Genomic DNA, 15,498 nt, shown 5'->3' on the forward strand with positions numbered 1-15,498 from the left:
GCGCGTGCCCGGTTGCTCGTCAGTCGACGTCGCGGGCCAATAGGTCATCCCAGGTGTCGCGGCGCACGACGAGTCGGGCGGATCCGTCGAGCGCGAAGACGACCGGCACCCGGCGCGCGCCGTTGTACTGATTGGACATCGTGTAGCAGTACGCGCCGGTGACCGGGACGGCCAGCAGGTCGCCGACGGCAGGATCTCGCAGGGCGACGCCGTCGACCAGCTGATCGCCGGACTCGCAGTGCCTGCCGACGACGCTGACCATCTCCCCGCCACCGACCCGGTCGACGAGCGTCGCCTCGAACCGCTGCCCGGTGAGCGACACCTCGAGGTTGTCGCCCATGCCGCCGTCCACCGCCACGTGCGTGACGATTCCCCGCTTGACCGTGGTGACGCGATACACCGTGCACGCGCTGTTGGCGCCCATGCTGCGGCCCGGCTCGACGATGATGCGCGCACCGTCGGGCAACAGCGCTTTCGCCTGGGTCACCATCGCGTCGGCGTAGTCGTCGAGGCTGGGCGGATTCTCGTCGTAGGTATAGCGCGCCCCGAGCCCGCCGCCGAGGTCGTAGACGTCGAAGGTGCCGAGCTTTGCGATGGGTTCCACGGCCTGCGCGAGCTGTTCGACGTTGAGCAGCTGCGATCCGACGTGGGTGTGCACGCCGTCGAGCCGCAACTTGGCACTGCGTTCGATGCGGCCGATCGCGTCGCGGGCATCGTCGGGCATGAGCCCGAACTTGGAGCCGGCGTGGCCCGTCGCCTGGGACGCGTGCGTGGCGGCCTCGACGCCGGGAATCACCCGCACCAGACAGGGCTGTCGAGAACCCGCGGGCACGATGCGCTCGAGGCGGTCGATGTCGTCGAAGTTGTCGACGACGATCAGCCCGACGCCGTGCCGCACGGCCAGCTCGAGCTCCTCGTCGGTCTTGGCGTTACCGTGCAGCACCAGTCGGGCCGGATCGGCGCCTGCCTTCAGCGCGCTCAGGATCTCGCCGCCGCCCGCGACGTCGAGGTGCAGGCCTTCCTCGACCATGACGCGCTGAACCGCCGTGCAGGGGAACGACTTCGACGCGAACGCCACGTCCGCCCGCGGCCAGCGGCTGCGGAACGCGGTCAGGTAGTCGCGGGCCCGCTGCCGCAGCGCGTCCTCGGACACCACGATCGCGGGGGTGCCGAACTTCTCGGCCACCTCATCGAGGCGGCACCCACCGACGGCAAGCGTGCCGTCGCTCTCGATGGCCGTTCCTGGCGGGAAGAGACCGAGCAGTTCGTCGGCGGTCACGTCGGTGTGAATGCTCACCGCCTCAGCGTGCCACTGGTGCGTGCGCTGCGAAGAAGCTGACTGGCCTGTTAGTCTGTCTGTAATGATCCCTACAGATGCTCGGCCGACGAAGAAGCAGCAGCAGGGCGAACAGTCCCGCGAGCTGATCCTCGACGCCACCGAACGGCTGATGGCCACCCGCGGATACGCCGCGACGTCGATCAGCGACATCCGCAAGGCGTGCGGGTTGCCGCCGAGCTCCATCTACTGGCACTTCGGCTCGAAGGAGGGCGTGCTCGCGGCCGTGATGGAACGCGGGGCGCAGCGGTTCTTCGCCGCGATTCCGACATCGGAGGACGCCGACGGACAGTTGGCCGTGCTTTCGCGGTTGCAAGCCCAGCACCCGGGCTTCCTACGGCTGTTCTACATCCTGTCGCTGGAGCGCAGCGACGATCCGGCCGTCGCCGAGATGGTGCGCCGCGTCCGCGACACGGCATTGACCCGCTTTCGCGACGTGATCAGCCATCTCCTTCCGCGCGATGCTCCCGCTGGCAAGGCCGACCGTGTGGTCCACGAGTTGACCGCGTTCGCCGTCGCGCTGTCAGACGGCGTCTTCTTCGCCGATCACCTCGAACCCGAGGCGACGGACGTGGACCGGATGTACCGGCGACTGCTTCAGGGGTTGACCGCGCTCATCCCCGTGCTTCTGGAGGAGCAATGACCATGAAGACCGCCATCATCACGGGTGCAGGCGCCGGACTTGGCCTGGAGTGCGCACGCGCACTGTTGGACACCGATCCGTCCTGGCACGTCGTCCTCGCGGTACGCAATCCCCCGCGCGGTGCGGACGCGGTGACGCTTCTTGGCGCACCTGATCGGTGCACCGTGATCGAGGTGGACCTGGCCTCCTTGGCATCGGTGCGCACTTTCGTGCAGAACGTGCGGGCCGCGACGGAGCTTCCGCCGATTCAGGCGATCGTGTGCAACGCTGGCGTGCAGGTGATTTCGGGCACCCAGGCGACGGTCGACGGGTTCGAGATGACGTTCGGCGTGAACCACCTCGGCCACTTCGCGATGGTGCAGGGATTGCTCGACACCCCGTTGGCATCCCCGGCGCGAATCGTCGTCGTCAGCAGCGGCACGCACGACCCGAGCAAGTTCACCGGCATGCCGAACGCGCGCTACACCACTGCGGCCGACCTGGCCCAGCCCACGGCCGGGCCGGACGAATCCTCCGTCGATGCCGGTCGACGTCGCTACACGACGTCGAAGTTGTGCAACGTTCTGTTCGCCTACGAACTCGACCGCCGCCTCGACCACGGGCGGCATGGCATCACCGTGACGGCGTTCGACCCCGGCCTGATGCCCGGATCCGGACTGGCCCGCGACTATCCTCCGCTGCAGCAGCTGGCGTGGCGATATCTGCTGCCGGCCTTGCGATTTCTGCCAGGGGTGCGCAGCACGCGAACCTCCGGCCGTTACTTGGCCGCGCTGGCGGCGGATCCTCGATTCGACGGCGTGACGGGAACGTACTTCGCCGGCCCCAAGCCCATCCGCTCGTCGGCCGACTCCTACGACGGCGACAAGGCGCGCGACCTCTGGGAGACCAGCGAACGGCTGCTGACACCCGTCCCGTAGCGGCCGGTACCGTCGGTGCCCATGGCGCTCGGACGGCTCGGTGACGCTGCCAGCGCGACAAGAGACCGTCGGGCCCGCGTGGCGGCCGCCGCACTGTTTCTGACCAACGGGGCGATCTTCGCCAACATGCTGCCCCGATTCCCCGAGATCAAGACCGACCTGGGGCTGTCGAACGCGGCATACGGAGCGGCGATCGCCGCGTTCTCCGCAGGCGCGCTGGTCTCCGGGCTCACCGCAGGCGCATTGATCCGCCGATTCAACTCCTCCCGTGTCGGTGTGATCGCCACACTCGGCATCGCGTCGTTCGTCTTCGTCGCTGCGATCGCCCCGTCGCCGGTGCTGTTCGCCGGTGCGCTGTTCATCGCGGGAGCGGCGGACTCGGTCACCGACGTCGCACAGAACGCGCACGGTCTTCGCGTGCAGCGCAACTACGGCCGGTCCATCATCAACTCGCTGCACGCGGTCTGGTCGGTCGGCGCCATCGTCGGCGGGCTGATGGGCGCGGCCGCCATCGCGCTGCACGTCCCGCGCGGCGTGCACCTGGCGTTCTCGGGTGCCGTCTTCAGTGTGGTCGTCCTGATCGCGTACCCGTTTCTCCTCCGCGGCCCGGACCACGACGATCACCCCGCGGCGCGGACGGCGGGCGCAGGAAAGATCGGACTCGGCGTCTATGCAGTGTTGGCCGCGCTGGTGGGTATCGCGATCGCGGGCGCAGCCATCGAGGACGCAGGAAGCTCGTGGGCGACGGTGTATCTGCGGGACAGCCTGAGCGCGCCTGCCGCGATCGCCGCATTCGGCTACATCGCACTGGTCAGTTTTCAGTTCATCGGGCGGTTGTTCGGCGACCGCCTGGTGGACCGGTTCGGCGAACGTGCGGTGGCCCGAGCCGGCGGACTGATCGCCGCCGCGGGCATGGGCGCCGCGCTGGCGTTCCCGAGCGTCCCTGCGACCATCGCCGGATTCGCCGCGGCAGGATTCGGCAGCGCCACCCTGATCCCGGCGGCCATGCACGGGGCCGACCGGTTGCCCGGCATGCGGCCGGGTACGGGACTGACCATCGTGACGTGGTTGTGCCGGGTCGGATTCCTGATGTCCCCGATCATCGTCGGGGTCGTCGCCGACGCCACCAGCCTGCGCGTCGGGCTGCTCATCGTTTCCGTCGCCGGTCTGGCGGTGGTGGCCCTTGCCGGGGTGCTCAGTGCACCGCACCGGTCATTTCGATGGTCAGTACGCCGCCCACGATGAGGGCGATACCAGCCCCCATCACCCAGGTGAGCGGTTCGGAGAACAGGAATCGGGCGATGACGGCGACGAGCGCGACGCCGCACGCCGTCCAGACGCCGTACGCGACGCCGACGGGCATGCCCAACGACAGCGAGATCCACAGCAGATAGAAGGACGCCAGGTAGCCGAGGACGACCGGAACGATCCAGGCTCTCTTTCGGAAGCCGTCCGACGCACGCAGGGACAGGGTCGCGACGACCTCGATGAGGATCGCGCCCGCCAGCGCCAGCCACATCACGGCGTCGTCTTGTTCGCGGCAGCCCGCTGCGACCCGAACTCGATGAGCAGGACTCCCGCGATGATCAGGCCGATGCCCATCACGATCGGCCAGGTGAAGGGGTCGCCGAAGATCATCGCGGCCAGTACGGCGGTGCCTGCCGTGCCGAGCGCACCCCAGATGCCGTAGGTGACCCCGATCGGCACGCCAGCGCGAAGCACCACGGTCAGCAGCACCAATGCGCCGACGTATCCGGCGACGACCACGACCAGCCAGGCCCAATGGTCTTGCGACGCCCGCAGAGACAGCGTCGCCGCCACCTCGATGGTGATGGCTGCGCTGAGCAGCGCCCACTTTCGCACGGGTCCAAAACTAGCCGACGGTGTTTGGTGCACCATCGGAGTCGTCGGTCAGTAGACGAGACCCAGCCGCGGTGGCCGGGTGCCCCGCAGGGTGTGGTTGCCGAGGTGGACGTACTTCCAGCGGGCGGGGTCGTGCAGAGAGTGAGTCCGCACGTTGCGCCAGTGCCGGTCCAGGTTGACCGACGTGTCGGTGCCGGACGCACCGGTCAACTCGAAGATGCCGCTGGCGATCTCGACGGCGAACTCCTGCGCCAGCGCCTTGGCCGCGGCCACCGTCAGCGTCGCCTCGGCGGCGGTGTCGCGGGACAACTCGGGTTGGGCCAGCGCCTCGTCGATGATGGATGCGCCACGGCCCAGCAGTGCCTCCAGCGCGTACAGCCGCGCGGTCAGCTCGCCGAAGCGGCGCACCACGTGCGGTTCCTGATCGGCACGCTCGATCCCGGCGTCGACCGCTTCCTGCCATGGCCTGGTCCTAGTGCGGACGAACTCCGCGCCGTCCTCGAGTGCGGCACGGGCGATTCCGATGTCGATGGCCGCGTGCAGCGCCTGGTCGTAAGCGCCGAGAACGGTTGGTGGTCCGGTGACCGGATCAGGAGCGGTGCCCTCCTCGATGACCAGCTCGCCGTCGACGACGACGCCGTCGAGGCGCACCTCGCCGCTGGCGGTTCCGCGTTGGCCGAACGCCGACCACTTGTCGAGATCCAGTGTGACACCGGGCTGATCGGGCCGGACGAACACAGTCGCGGTCTCGCCGTCCCCGCCGGCGACGATGGCCGCCACGGCGATCCAGGCGGCGCCGAGCGCCCCGGTGGCGTAGTACTTGGTGCCGTCCAGTACCCATGTGCCGTCACCGCGTGGGGTCAGCGTGGTGTTCCGCTGCAGCGCGGTCTTGGTGCCGCGCTCTGTGGTCGCGTTGCCGAGTTGGGCGCCGGCCAGGACGTCGCGGTAGATCCGCGGCGCCGGTTCGACGTTTCCGAGACCCGAGATGGCCTGGGTGATGACGAAGTGCGACAACAGCAGCTGGCCGACGGCACCGTCGCCCCGCGACAGCCTGCGCAGCACGTCGATCCTGGTGGATGCGGGCAGCCCGGGTCCGCCGTGTTCGGTGGGCACCGTGATGCTCAGCAGGCCGGCGTCGGCGACCTGGCGTAGTTGGGGGAGCAGCGGCGTGCCCGTCCGCTCTCGTTCGGCGCTACCGACGGCGAGGTCGGCGGCCACGGCGTCCGCGGCGTCGAGCGCGGCCCGCGGAGTGGTCAGCGCATGCGCTGCGGTGCTGATGTCGACGGTCATGTCGCGGCACGCTACGGACTGCTGGAGGCGGCGCCCAGAATTGCGACCACCGAGAATGATTGTCGGCGAGCAGGAGCCACGGGTGAAATCGCAGCTCAGAGGTTGTCGGAGGCCGCGCGTAGCCTGGTTCGAAAGGCGTTCGACGCCCGCCGGACCGATTGAAGGAGCACCACATGACGGATTCCCAGCGCACTCTCATCGCCGTTCTGCTCGACCGTTCGGGGTCGATGGAATCCGTCAAGTCCGACACCGAGGGCGGGTTCAACGCGTTCATCGACAGCCAGCGCGCCCAACCGGGTGCCGCGCGGGTGACGCTGGCGCAGTTCGACACTCAGTACGAGGTGGTCTACGCCAACCGGCCGATCGGCGACGTACCGCGGCTCGAGTTGCAACCCCGCGGTGGGACGGCCCTGTATGACGCGCTGGGCCGGTTGATCACCGACGTGGGAGCGGAGTTGGCCGCGCTGCCCGAGGACGAGCGGCCAGGCACGGTGGTCGTCGTGGTGCTCACCGACGGCCACGAGAACTCCAGCCACGAATGGACTCACGACGCCGTCGGCGCAGCGATCCGCAGGCAGGAGACCGAGTACGCCTGGGACTTCCTGTTCCTCGGCGCCAACATGGACGCCGTGCAGATCGGCACGGCGCTCGGCATCCAGGCCGACCGGTCGATGACCTGGGACACCAAGGGCGGCGGCGTGGTGAATGCGATGGCCTCGGCCGGTGCCTTCGTCAGCCGCAAGCGGGCCGCCGCGCCCGCGGGCACCGCGGTGGAGGGCTTCTCGGAAGCCGACCGTACGGCAGCCGGGGGTCGCGCGAACAAGTGACGGCCGAACAGAACACCGAACAGTTGGGCGGGCACCCCGTCATCGACATCGTTGACACCGAGCATGGCCCCGTGCGCGGCGTCGACGACGGAACGGTCAAGGTGTGGAAGGGAATTCGCTACGCCGCGCCGCCTGCGGGTGAGCTGCGCTGGCGAGCGCCGCAACCGCCCGAACCGTGGACCGAACCCGCCGACGCCACCCGGGTGGGGCCGGTATGTCCGCAACCGACCGATCCGCGGATCCCGATCGACCTTGGCGCTGCTCAGGGCGACGATTGCCTGACGCTGAACGTGTGGGCGTCGTCGGACACCTCACCAGGAGACGGCAAGCCCGTGATGGTGTGGGTGCACGGCGGTGCCTACATCCTTGGGTCGTCGGCGCAACCGCTGTACCACGGGCGGGTGCTCGCCTCGAGCGGCGACGTCGTGGTCGTCACGGTGAACTACCGGCTGGGTGCGCTGGGCTTCCTTGACCTGTCCCCGTTCTCGTCCTCGAAGGCGACGTTCGAGACCAATCTGGGTCTGCGCGACGTGCTGTTCGCGCTGCAGTGGATCCGCCAGAACGTGGCCGCCTTCGGTGGCGATCCCGGGCGGGTCACCCTCTTCGGCGAGTCGGCGGGCGCCGGCATGGTGACGACGCTGCTCGCCAGTCCGGCTGCTGCGGGCCTGTTCTCGGCCGCCATCGCGCAGAGCTCACCCGCGACGTCCATCTACGACGCCGCCCGATCGCGCGTGGTCGCCGAGCAGTTTCTCGCTGCACTGGGCGTCGACGACGCCGCCGGACTGGTCGCCGCCCCGACCGCCGCGGTGCTGGCCGCATCCAAGCTGGTGTTCGACGAGGTGCCGGTGCGTACTCCCGGCACGCTGGCCTTCGCGCCGATCGTCGACGGCGACGTGGTGCCCGACTATCCCGTCACGGTGGCGCGGGCAGGCCGTACCCACGCCGTCCCCTTGCTGATCGGTACGAACAAGCACGAGGCGGCGCTCTTCCGGTTCATGAAGTCACCGCTGCTGCCGATCACACCGCAGGCGATCAAGGCGATGTTCGCCGAGATCGCCTCCGAACAACCCGGCCTGCAACTGCCAAGCGAGGAGGAGCTGGGCGCCACCTACCGCGGCCGCGGTAAGACACCGGGCATGGGCGTGGCCCGCGACCTCGGTTTCCGGATGCCGTCGATCTGGATGGCCGAGGGGCATGCCGCCGTCGCCCCGGTCTACGTCTACCGGTTCGACTGGGCCACGCCGATGCTGCGACTGCTGCGACTCGGGGCGGCACACGCCACCGAACTGCCCTATGTGTGGGGAAACCTCGTGGCGGGGCCCAAGGACCCGACGTTCAAGCTCGGCGGGCTGAAGACGGGCACAGCGGTCTCGGAGCGGATGCGGGCCCGATGGCGGAACTTCGCGGTGTCCCGCGAACCGTCCGGACTCGTCGGTGATCCGGTCTGGCGGCCGTACCGGCGGGACGACCGGGCCACCCTGGTGATCGACAAGCAGGACGCGGTGGTGGACGACCCGGACCGCACCTTGCGGGCGGCGTGGGGTGACGACGTGCTCAGTTTCCGCTGAGCAGTTCGCTACGCTGCCCTGGGAGGTGTCGACGTGGACTGGGCGAAAACGTTGTCGGGGCTTGTCTCGGACGTGCTGCCGCCGCTGATGCACGACCCGGTGATGTTCGCCGTGCCCTTCTTCCTGGTGCTGCTGATCATCGAGTGGGCAGCGGCGCGCAAACTCCAGCACACCGAGGCCGAGCAGGCGCCCGCGGGGGCCTACCTGAGGCCCGACGCGTGGGCCAGCATCTGGATGGGCGTGGTGTCGATCGGCACCAGCGGGTTGCTGAACGGCATCGCGCTGGTGGGCTACGCCGCGTTGTACGTCTACGTGGCGCCGTGGCACCTGCCCGCCGCCGAGTGGTACACCTGGGTCACCGCCATCCTGGGCGTGGACCTGCTCTACTACCTCTATCACCGGATGGCCCACCGGGTACGCATCTTCTGGGCCACCCATCAGGCCCACCACTCCAGCCAGTACTTCAACTTCGCCACCGCGCTGAGGCAGAAGTGGAACATCAGCGGTGACGTGTTCCTGCGGGCGTTGTTGCCGCTGTTCGGCGTCCCGCCATGGATGGTCTTCCTAAGCTTCTCGATCAACCTCGTCTACCAGTTCTGGATTCACACCGAGCGCATCGGAAAGCTCTGGCGGCCAATCGAATTCATCTTCAACACGCCGTCGCATCACCGGGTGCACCACGGCAGGGACCAGCAGTACCTCGACAAGAACTACGGCGGAATCCTGATCGTGTGGGACCGGCTGTTCGGCAGCTTCGCCGCCGAGACGTCCCGGCCGCACTACGGGCTCACCAAGCAGGTCGACACCTACAACGTCTGGAAACTGCAGACCCACGAGTACGTCGCCATCGCCCACGACGTCCGGCACGCGTGCCGCTGGCGCGACCGCCTCGGCTACACGTTCGGCCCGCCAGGGTGGGCACCGCCGCAGAGCGTGCAGCCCGACATTCCGGCGCCGATGACCGCCGCCCAGTAGGTCATTCGCCGGACCGGCGGAAGACCGGTGCCGACGGCGCCGCGAGTACTTCGCCGGGAGCCACCGGGTCGCCTGCCAGCAGCAGGTCCCGGCCATCGGCCTCGAGTCGCGCGGCGCGGGCGACGGCGCACTCCGCAACTTGATTTGTCGCCGTCGTACTCGGCGAGGCCGTAGTGTCACGCGGTGTGAAAACGGTGTTCGACGGTTACGTGGATCCGGCGGTCGTTGAACGGTCGCTCGCCACAAGCACCTTCGGTTCGATGTGGCTCGACATGGAGCGGCCTGAGTACCCGCGACTAGCAGGCTCGATCACCTGCGACCTGCTCGTCGTCGGCGGCGGCTACACCGGGCTGTGGACCGCACTACATGCCGCGCAGCGCAATCCGGACCAGCGCATCGTCCTCATCGAGGCCGATCGCATCGGGTGGGCCGCATCTGGCCGCAACGGTGGTTTCGTCGACGCCAGCCTGACGCACGGCCTGGCCAACGGAAAGACGCGCTGGCCCAACGAGATCGACCGGCTGACCGAGATGGGCATGGAGAATCTCGACGGCATGCAGGACGAGATCGGGCGGCTCGGCCTCGACGTGGAATGGCAGCGCAACGGAATGCTCGCGGTGGCGACGGAACCGCACCAGGTGGAATGGCTGGAGCAAGCCGCCGAATCGGGGGAGGGCAGCTTCCTCGGCCGCGAGGACGTGCAGGGCCAGGTCCATTCGCCGACCTACCTGGCCGGCCTGTTCGAGGCCGACACGTGCGCGATCGTGCATCCCGCCAAGCTGGTGTTCGAACTCGCCCGCGCATGCCGGGAAGCCGGCGTGCGGATCTACGAGCACACCAACGCCACCTCCCTGGACTCCGGTGGCGCCGCGCTGCGCGTCGACACCGGCGGCGCCATCGTGACGACGCGCCAGGTCGTGCTCGCGACGAACGTCTTCACCTCGCTGCTGCGGCGCAACCGACTGCACACCGTGCCCGTCTACGACTACGTGCTGGCCACCGAACCGCTCACCGATGCGCAACTCGACCGAATTGGGTGGCAGGGCAGACAGGGAATCGGCGACTGCGCCAACCAGTTTCACTACTATCGGCGCACGCAGGACAACCGCATCGTGTGGGGTGGCTACGACGCCGTCTACCACTTCGGCCGCAAGGTCGACGCCTCATATGAGAACCGTCCCGCGACGTACCACCGGCTCGCCGAACACTTCTTCATCACCTTCCCGCAACTCGACGACGTCCGCTTCAGCCACCGATGGGCGGGCGCCATCGACACCAACACCCGGTTCTGCGCGCACTGGGGCCTGGCCCGTGACGGCAGGGTCGCCTACGCGAACGGCTTCACCGGACTCGGCGTTGGCGCGGCGCGATTTGCCGCCGACGTGTGCCTCGACCTGCTCACGGGCACGGACACGCCGCGTACCGAGCTCGAGATGGTCCGCAAGCGCCCTCTGCCGTTTCCGCCCGAGCCGTTGGCCAGCATCGGAATCCAGGCCACCCGGTGGTCCCTCGATCGTGCCGACCACACCGAAGGTCGCCGCAATGCTTTGCTGCGCACGCTGGACGCGCTCGGCCTCGGTTTCGACTCGTAGCCAAACGTAACCGATTGTTCGCCAACCGTTTTGCTCGTGCCCAGCCGAACCCGCCCACGAACCTCGGAGAGGTCGGTGGGCTCGCCACCGTCATTGAGCGGAAAGGGTAGACATCGTGGGAGACCGACGCCAAAAGGGCGAGAAGCTCGAGGTTGGGCAGTCGTTGACGTCCGACAACGGGGCATACGAGGTGATCCTCCAGGACGACGGCAATCTGGTGCTGTACGCCGGTGAGCAATCGGTGTGGTCGACGGGCACGAACGGCCAGAGTGTGGTCCGCGCCGAAGTGCAGGAAGACGGGAACTTCGTGCTGTACACGGCGGACAAGCCGGTGTGGCACAGCGATACCAAGGGCGCCAAGGACGTCCGGCTGGTCCTGCAGGACGACCGGAACCTCGTGCCCTACGGTTTCGACGGACCGGCCTGGTCATCCGAGACCCACACGGACGAAGCGCCACCACCGCCACCCGCGGCGGCCGAACCCGAAGTGGAGCTCGCGGCGGCCGAGGAGCCCGCACCGGCTCCCGAGGCAGCGCCCGCACCGCCGCCGCCACCGCCACCACCTGCAGTGAAGACGTACACGGTGGTATCCGGTGACACGTTGTGGGCCATCTCCGAGCGGTTCTACGGCGACGGCAACAGGTACCAGCAGATCGCCGATGCCAGCGGCGTGTCCAACCCCGATCTGATCCATCCCGGTCAGGTGTTGACGATTCCGTAGTCCGGTAAAGCAAATGCGGTCCGGCCCTTTCGGTCCGGGCCGCATTTGCTTGCGGGTAGGCTGGCATGGCCATCTACCTTCACGGATCGGAGAAGCCATGCGGCGGTGGTGTTTGCGTGTGCTCGCGGTGGCGGTCGCTCCGATCGCAACCGTGCTGTGTGCGCCTGCCGTCGCACCGATGACCGCGCAAGCCACCCCCGGTGTCCCGGTCTATCCGGGCATGGAGGTCCGTCAGGACATCAACCTGTGCACGTTGGGCTTCGTCGACATGGACACGCGCACGGCCTTCACCGCCGGTCACTGCCGTGGCAGCGGGCCGGTGCGGGACCGCGACGGAAACGTCATCGGCCAACAGACGCTGTTCCGGGACAACACGCCAAACGGTGCCACGGTCCCGACCGACCATCTGATCGCCGACTGGGAAGCGATTCAGCTCGCGCCCGAGGTCGTATTGAACAACGTCCTGCCCGGCGGACGTGTCCTCGTCGTCGATCCGACGGTGTTACCGCAACCGGGTCAGCGGGTATGCCACTTCGGCGTGGTGACCGGCGAAAGCTGTGGCACCGTAGACGCCGTCAACAACGGGTGGTTCACGATGGCCAATGGCGTGGTGAGCCAGAAGGGTGATTCGGGTGGCCCGGTCTATGTGCTCACCGACGACGGGCGCGCTGTCATCGTCGGGATGTTCAACAGCACGTGGGGTCAATTCCCTGCGGCGGTCTCCTGGCAGGCCACCGACCAACAGATCCGCGAAGAGGTCTTCACCCCCGCCTCGGGCACCACGCCGAACATCACCGCCAAACCTCCAGTCCTGCCCAACCCGCCGGCCTAGGCCGGCGGGTTGCGCCGGCCAGAAGTAGTCATGCCTGCTGCATCGGGACGGTGGTCCCGCCGACGGATCACGATCGTCGTGCTGGGGTCACTCGGCATCCTCGCCATGGTGGGGACCACGCTCGGCACCGTGGTGATGCCCTTCGTACTCAAGGACTCTGGTGGGCCACCATCGCGCTCGGCCACGCGGCCGTCCCCGACGGCGCCCCCGATCGTGATGAAGCCGTTGGCGGTCCGGCCGGTGTTCCAGGCGCTGGTGGCCACGCCGGAGGAGTGTCAGCTGCCACCGCCGCCTGCACCGGACCAACCTTCGCAGGCCTGCGACCTGGAGAGCACCGCCCGCTATGACTTGGGCCCGGTCGCGTTGCAGCTGAACATGACCGGAGCCAAGAGTGTCAAGCTGCCGATGAGCGAGTTCTACAGCGTCCAGCTCGCCATGGATCCCGGCTCAGGGGCGGCGTTCGGCGGCTACACCGCCGCCAACGTCGGAAAGCAGCTCGCGTTCGTCAGGGACGGCGTGGTTCTGGCCGCTCCCGCCATCGACCAACCCATCCAAGGGCAGTCACTTCAACTGTCCGGCAACATGACTCAGGCCACGGCCGAGAGGATCGTGCGCATGCTTCTCGACGGGTCCTGACGGACCGCGCTACCGGGACGTCAGCTCGAACACCGGGATCGACGGCGCGGCGGCACGGAGTTCGGCATCCGTCGACTCCGGGGTCAGACCGCCGACGTGGCCCTTGACCTCCCAATACCACCGCTGCAGATAGCGCTTCAGCAGTTCGGGCTTGGCGTCGTCGGCGAGTTCGGTGATGGCGACCTCGCGGCCGCGCCACCGGGGACCCATCTCTACCTCGCCCGCGGTCCGGGCGTTGCGCGCCCACTGCGTGTTGCCGCGCGGTGACACCAGGTAGTCGCGCCCGTCGATGGTGAGCAGGTTGACCACCACGCCGCGGCGCTTGCCCGTCTTGCGGCCGCGTACCCGCAGCGCCCGGGTGCCTGCGATGCCGATGCCCGCCTCGGCGAGCCAGCGGAAGAACCCGTTGGCGGCCTTGGCGGCGAGGTTCGGTTCGTCGTAGCGAATGGTCATCACGGTCTCCTTCAGGTCTTTTGAAATTGGAGAGCACTGCTCTCATTATCCAGGGTGACACCACGAGGCGGATAAATCAAGAGCAGTGATCTCGTTCTGTGCCACACTCGGGCGATGGGCAAGCGGCAGGAATCGCGTGAGCGCATCGAACGCGAGATCATCGCGATCGGCAGGCGCCACCTCGTCACCGAGGGAGCGGCCGGTCTCTCGGTGCGGGCCATTGCACGCGATCTGGGCATGGTGTCCTCGGCGGTGTACCGATACGTCGCAAGTCGCGACGACCTGCTGACCCTCCTGCTGATCGACGCCTACACCGAACTGGCGGATGCGGTCGATCGCGCGCACCAGTCGACATCCGGGTCCTGGGCCGATCAGGTCCTCGCGATCGCACGGGCCGCACGCCAGTGGGCGGTCGACCAGCCGGCCTGCTGGGCCCTGTTGTACGGCAGCCCGGTGCCCGGCTATCACGCTCCGGCCGAGCTGACGGTCGGACCCGGCACCCGAGTGGTCGGCGCCGTGTTCGGCGCAGTCGCGGCGGGAATAGACGCCGGCGACGTGCCGGTGCCGAACATCCAAGCGGCCCAACCGATGTCGGCCGACTTCGACGTGATCCGGGGTGAGTTCGCGTTCGCCGGCGACGACGCCACCGTGCTCAAGTGCTTCCTTCTGTGGGCGGCGCTGGTCGGTGCGATCAGCCTGGAGGTGTTCGGCCAGTACGGCGCCGACACCCTGACCGACCCCGCCGCGGTGTTCGAAGGCCAGATCGAGTTGCTGCTCACCACGTTCACGGGGACCGAGTTGCATCACCGTTGACTTATATAAGGCAGAACTGTAGTTTGGTTTCGTGCACGCGTTCGACGTCCTCGGCGATCCGGTACGCCGGCGCATCCTGGAGCTGCTGGCCGACGGCGAGCGGTCGGCGGGGGTCATCGGGGCCACCATCCAGGACGAGTTCGCGATCACCCAGCCTGCGGTGTCACAGCACTTGAAAGTGCTGCGCGACAATGGATTCGCGTCGGTGCGGCCAGACGGCCAGCGTCGGCTCTACGCGGTCGACGCCACCGCGCTGCGGGACGTCGACCGCTGGCTCGACGGCTTCCGGCGATTCTGGACCCCGCACTTGGACGCGCTGGCCACGGAAGTCGCACGCGGGAAACGACAACGAAGAAGCGAAGGAAGCAAACATGATTGACATCGACGTCGACCATCAGATCAACGCGGTGCAGCGCACTGTCGGGGCTCGCACGATCGACACGGGGGAGGCACACGTCGTCACCGTCAGTCAGTCCTACGACACCGACGCGGCCGACCTCTGGGATGCGGTCACGAACATCGAGCGCATACCCCGGTGGTTCTTGCCGATTTTGGGCGATTTGACGGTCGGTGGCTCCTACCAGCTGGAGGGCCAAGCCAACGGAACCATCCTGACGTGCGACCCTCCGAAGAACTTCACCGCGACCTGGGAGTGGGGCGGCAACATCAGCTGGATCGACGTCAGCATCGGTAGCGACGGCCCCGACCGGGCGCGATTGGTGATCGAGCACATCACCCACGGGGACGACGAGACCTGGCGCGAGTTCGGGCCGGGTGCCGTCGGAATGGGCTGGGACTCGATGGTGCTCGGGCTGGCCATCCACCTGGGTACCGGCGAATCCATCGACCCGTCGTTCGGCGAGCAGTGGACGGGCACCGAGGAGGGCCGTCGCTTCCTGACGCTGTCCGGCGAAGAGTGGTATGTCGCGAGCGTCGCAGCCGATGCCGACCCCGCGGAGGCGCGCGCGATGACTGATCGATGCATCAAGGCGTACCTGGGCGACGCATAAAACTAGAACACGTTCTAGCCAG

At 68.1% G+C, this 15,498-nt stretch carries 18 protein-coding genes; 13 read left to right on the forward strand and 5 right to left on the reverse strand.

Features of this window, described 5'->3' with window-relative positions:
* Positions 1 to 19: 19 nt before the first annotated feature.
* A complete protein-coding gene (lysA, locus tag QOC69_RS12595) occupies positions 20 to 1,297 on the reverse strand; it encodes a diaminopimelate decarboxylase (RefSeq protein WP_526439899.1) in 1,278 nt (425 codons plus the stop codon).
* Between the two features lie 64 nt (positions 1,298 to 1,361).
* Between lysA and QOC69_RS12600 the strand changes: the two genes are divergently transcribed.
* The 3 genes from QOC69_RS12600 to QOC69_RS12610 are packed head-to-tail and all read left to right on the forward strand — an operon-like array spanning position 1,362 to position 4,141.
* Positions 1,362 to 1,979, forward strand: a complete 618-nt coding sequence (locus QOC69_RS12600; protein WP_526439901.1) for a TetR/AcrR family transcriptional regulator — start codon at positions 1,362 to 1,364, stop codon at positions 1,977 to 1,979.
* Positions 1,976 to 2,896 carry an SDR family NAD(P)-dependent oxidoreductase gene (locus QOC69_RS12605; protein WP_526439903.1) on the forward strand — a complete coding sequence of 307 codons (921 nt, stop codon included), beginning with the start codon at positions 1,976 to 1,978 and terminating at the stop codon, positions 2,894 to 2,896. The genes QOC69_RS12600 and QOC69_RS12605 overlap by 4 nt, the downstream gene beginning before the upstream one ends.
* A 21-nt stretch (positions 2,897 to 2,917) precedes the next feature.
* A complete protein-coding gene (locus tag QOC69_RS12610; protein ID WP_526439905.1) occupies positions 2,918 to 4,141 on the forward strand; it encodes an MFS transporter in 1,224 nt (407 codons plus the stop codon).
* Here the strand turns inward: QOC69_RS12610 and QOC69_RS12615 are convergent.
* Genes QOC69_RS12615 through QOC69_RS12625 form a run of 3 tightly spaced genes read right to left on the reverse strand, consistent with a single transcriptional unit; the run spans position 4,092 to position 6,049 of the window.
* The gene (locus QOC69_RS12615) at positions 4,092 to 4,415 is read right to left on the reverse strand and encodes a DMT family transporter (protein WP_526439970.1); all 324 of its coding nucleotides are present in this window, start codon (positions 4,413 to 4,415) and stop codon (positions 4,092 to 4,094) included. The two genes, QOC69_RS12610 and QOC69_RS12615, sit on opposite strands and share 50 nt — an antisense overlap.
* Positions 4,415 to 4,759, reverse strand: coding sequence for a DMT family transporter (locus QOC69_RS12620; protein WP_526439907.1), 345 nt, complete (start codon positions 4,757 to 4,759; stop codon positions 4,415 to 4,417). Before QOC69_RS12620 ends, QOC69_RS12615 begins: the two co-directional genes overlap by 1 nt.
* Positions 4,760 to 4,807: 48 nt before the next feature.
* Positions 4,808 to 6,049 (reverse strand): acyl-CoA dehydrogenase family protein, encoded by a 1,242-nt coding sequence (locus QOC69_RS12625; RefSeq protein ID WP_526439909.1) that lies wholly within the window; start codon positions 6,047 to 6,049, stop codon positions 4,808 to 4,810.
* A 173-nt stretch (positions 6,050 to 6,222) separates the two neighbouring features.
* On the opposite strand from QOC69_RS12625, the gene QOC69_RS12630 reads away from it, so the two are divergent.
* The 7 genes from QOC69_RS12630 to QOC69_RS12660 all read left to right on the forward strand — a co-directional run bounded on the left by QOC69_RS12630 (position 6,223) and on the right by QOC69_RS12660 (position 13,200).
* Positions 6,223 to 6,876 (forward strand): vWA domain-containing protein, encoded by a 654-nt coding sequence (locus QOC69_RS12630; protein ID WP_526439911.1) that lies wholly within the window; start codon positions 6,223 to 6,225, stop codon positions 6,874 to 6,876.
* On the forward strand, positions 6,873 to 8,444 hold the full coding sequence (locus tag QOC69_RS12635) for a carboxylesterase/lipase family protein (RefSeq protein ID WP_526439913.1): 1,572 nt from the start codon (positions 6,873 to 6,875) through the stop codon (positions 8,442 to 8,444). The genes QOC69_RS12630 and QOC69_RS12635 overlap by 4 nt, the downstream gene beginning before the upstream one ends.
* Positions 8,445 to 8,531: 87 nt before the next feature.
* Positions 8,532 to 9,419: a sterol desaturase family protein gene (locus QOC69_RS12640; RefSeq protein WP_526439972.1), complete on the forward strand. Its 888-nt coding sequence runs from the start codon at positions 8,532 to 8,534 to the stop codon at positions 9,417 to 9,419.
* Positions 9,420 to 9,604: 185 nt separating this feature from the next.
* On the forward strand, positions 9,605 to 11,011 hold the full coding sequence (locus QOC69_RS12645; protein WP_526439915.1) for an NAD(P)/FAD-dependent oxidoreductase: 1,407 nt from the start codon (positions 9,605 to 9,607) through the stop codon (positions 11,009 to 11,011).
* A gap of 115 nt (positions 11,012 to 11,126) precedes the next feature.
* Complete coding sequence (locus QOC69_RS12650; RefSeq protein WP_526439917.1) at positions 11,127 to 11,732, forward strand: LysM peptidoglycan-binding domain-containing protein; 606 nt, start codon at positions 11,127 to 11,129, stop codon at positions 11,730 to 11,732.
* 97 nt (positions 11,733 to 11,829) lie between these two features.
* Positions 11,830 to 12,564, forward strand: coding sequence for an Rv1815 family serine proteinase (locus QOC69_RS12655; RefSeq protein WP_526439919.1), 735 nt, complete (start codon positions 11,830 to 11,832; stop codon positions 12,562 to 12,564).
* A 30-nt stretch (positions 12,565 to 12,594) separates the two neighbouring features.
* Positions 12,595 to 13,200, forward strand: coding sequence for a SecDF P1 head subdomain-containing protein (locus QOC69_RS12660; protein ID WP_526439921.1), 606 nt, complete (start codon positions 12,595 to 12,597; stop codon positions 13,198 to 13,200).
* A gap of 9 nt (positions 13,201 to 13,209) precedes the next feature.
* Here the strand turns inward: QOC69_RS12660 and QOC69_RS12665 are convergent, their stop codons facing one another.
* Positions 13,210 to 13,653, reverse strand: coding sequence for a PNPOx family protein (locus QOC69_RS12665; protein WP_526439923.1), 444 nt, complete (start codon positions 13,651 to 13,653; stop codon positions 13,210 to 13,212).
* 114 nt (positions 13,654 to 13,767) lie between these two features.
* Here QOC69_RS12665 and QOC69_RS12670 point away from each other — a divergent pair, with 114 nt between their 5' ends.
* From QOC69_RS12670 to QOC69_RS12680, 3 genes are read left to right on the forward strand one after another with little or no spacing between them, the layout of a single operon-like run.
* Positions 13,768 to 14,466 (forward strand): TetR/AcrR family transcriptional regulator, encoded by a 699-nt coding sequence (locus QOC69_RS12670; protein WP_526439925.1) that lies wholly within the window; start codon positions 13,768 to 13,770, stop codon positions 14,464 to 14,466.
* Between the two features lie 31 nt (positions 14,467 to 14,497).
* The gene (locus QOC69_RS12675; protein WP_526439927.1) at positions 14,498 to 14,845 is read left to right on the forward strand and encodes an ArsR/SmtB family transcription factor; all 348 of its coding nucleotides are present in this window, start codon (positions 14,498 to 14,500) and stop codon (positions 14,843 to 14,845) included.
* Positions 14,838 to 15,476, forward strand: a complete 639-nt coding sequence (locus QOC69_RS12680) for an SRPBCC domain-containing protein (protein ID WP_526439929.1) — start codon at positions 14,838 to 14,840, stop codon at positions 15,474 to 15,476. Before QOC69_RS12675 ends, QOC69_RS12680 begins: the two co-directional genes overlap by 8 nt.
* The last annotated feature ends 22 nt before the right edge of the window (positions 15,477 to 15,498 follow it).

Source organism: Mycobacterium sp. (assembly GCF_032162105.1).
GTDB lineage: Bacteria > Actinomycetota > Actinomycetes > Mycobacteriales > Mycobacteriaceae > Mycobacterium.

Coding starts and splice junctions, on each gene's coding strand:
- QOC69_RS12600 (WP_526439901.1), top strand. CDS start 1,362: ATGATCCCTACAGATGCTCGGCCGACGAAGAAGCAGCAGCAGGGCGAA.
- QOC69_RS12605 (WP_526439903.1), top strand. CDS start 1,976: ATGACCATGAAGACCGCCATCATCACGGGTGCAGGCGCCGGACTTGGC.
- QOC69_RS12610 (WP_526439905.1), top strand. CDS start 2,918: ATGGCGCTCGGACGGCTCGGTGACGCTGCCAGCGCGACAAGAGACCGT.
- QOC69_RS12615 (WP_526439970.1), bottom strand. CDS start 4,415: ATGTGGCTGGCGCTGGCGGGCGCGATCCTCATCGAGGTCGTCGCGACC.
- QOC69_RS12625 (WP_526439909.1), bottom strand. CDS start 6,049: ATGACCGTCGACATCAGCACCGCAGCGCATGCGCTGACCACTCCGCGG.
- QOC69_RS12630 (WP_526439911.1), top strand. CDS start 6,223: ATGACGGATTCCCAGCGCACTCTCATCGCCGTTCTGCTCGACCGTTCG.
- QOC69_RS12640 (WP_526439972.1), top strand. CDS start 8,532: ATGCACGACCCGGTGATGTTCGCCGTGCCCTTCTTCCTGGTGCTGCTG.
- QOC69_RS12655 (WP_526439919.1), top strand. CDS start 11,830: ATGCGGCGGTGGTGTTTGCGTGTGCTCGCGGTGGCGGTCGCTCCGATC.
- QOC69_RS12660 (WP_526439921.1), top strand. CDS start 12,595: ATGCCTGCTGCATCGGGACGGTGGTCCCGCCGACGGATCACGATCGTC.
- QOC69_RS12665 (WP_526439923.1), bottom strand. CDS start 13,653: ATGACCATTCGCTACGACGAACCGAACCTCGCCGCCAAGGCCGCCAAC.
- QOC69_RS12670 (WP_526439925.1), top strand. CDS start 13,768: ATGGGCAAGCGGCAGGAATCGCGTGAGCGCATCGAACGCGAGATCATC.
- QOC69_RS12680 (WP_526439929.1), top strand. CDS start 14,838: ATGATTGACATCGACGTCGACCATCAGATCAACGCGGTGCAGCGCACT.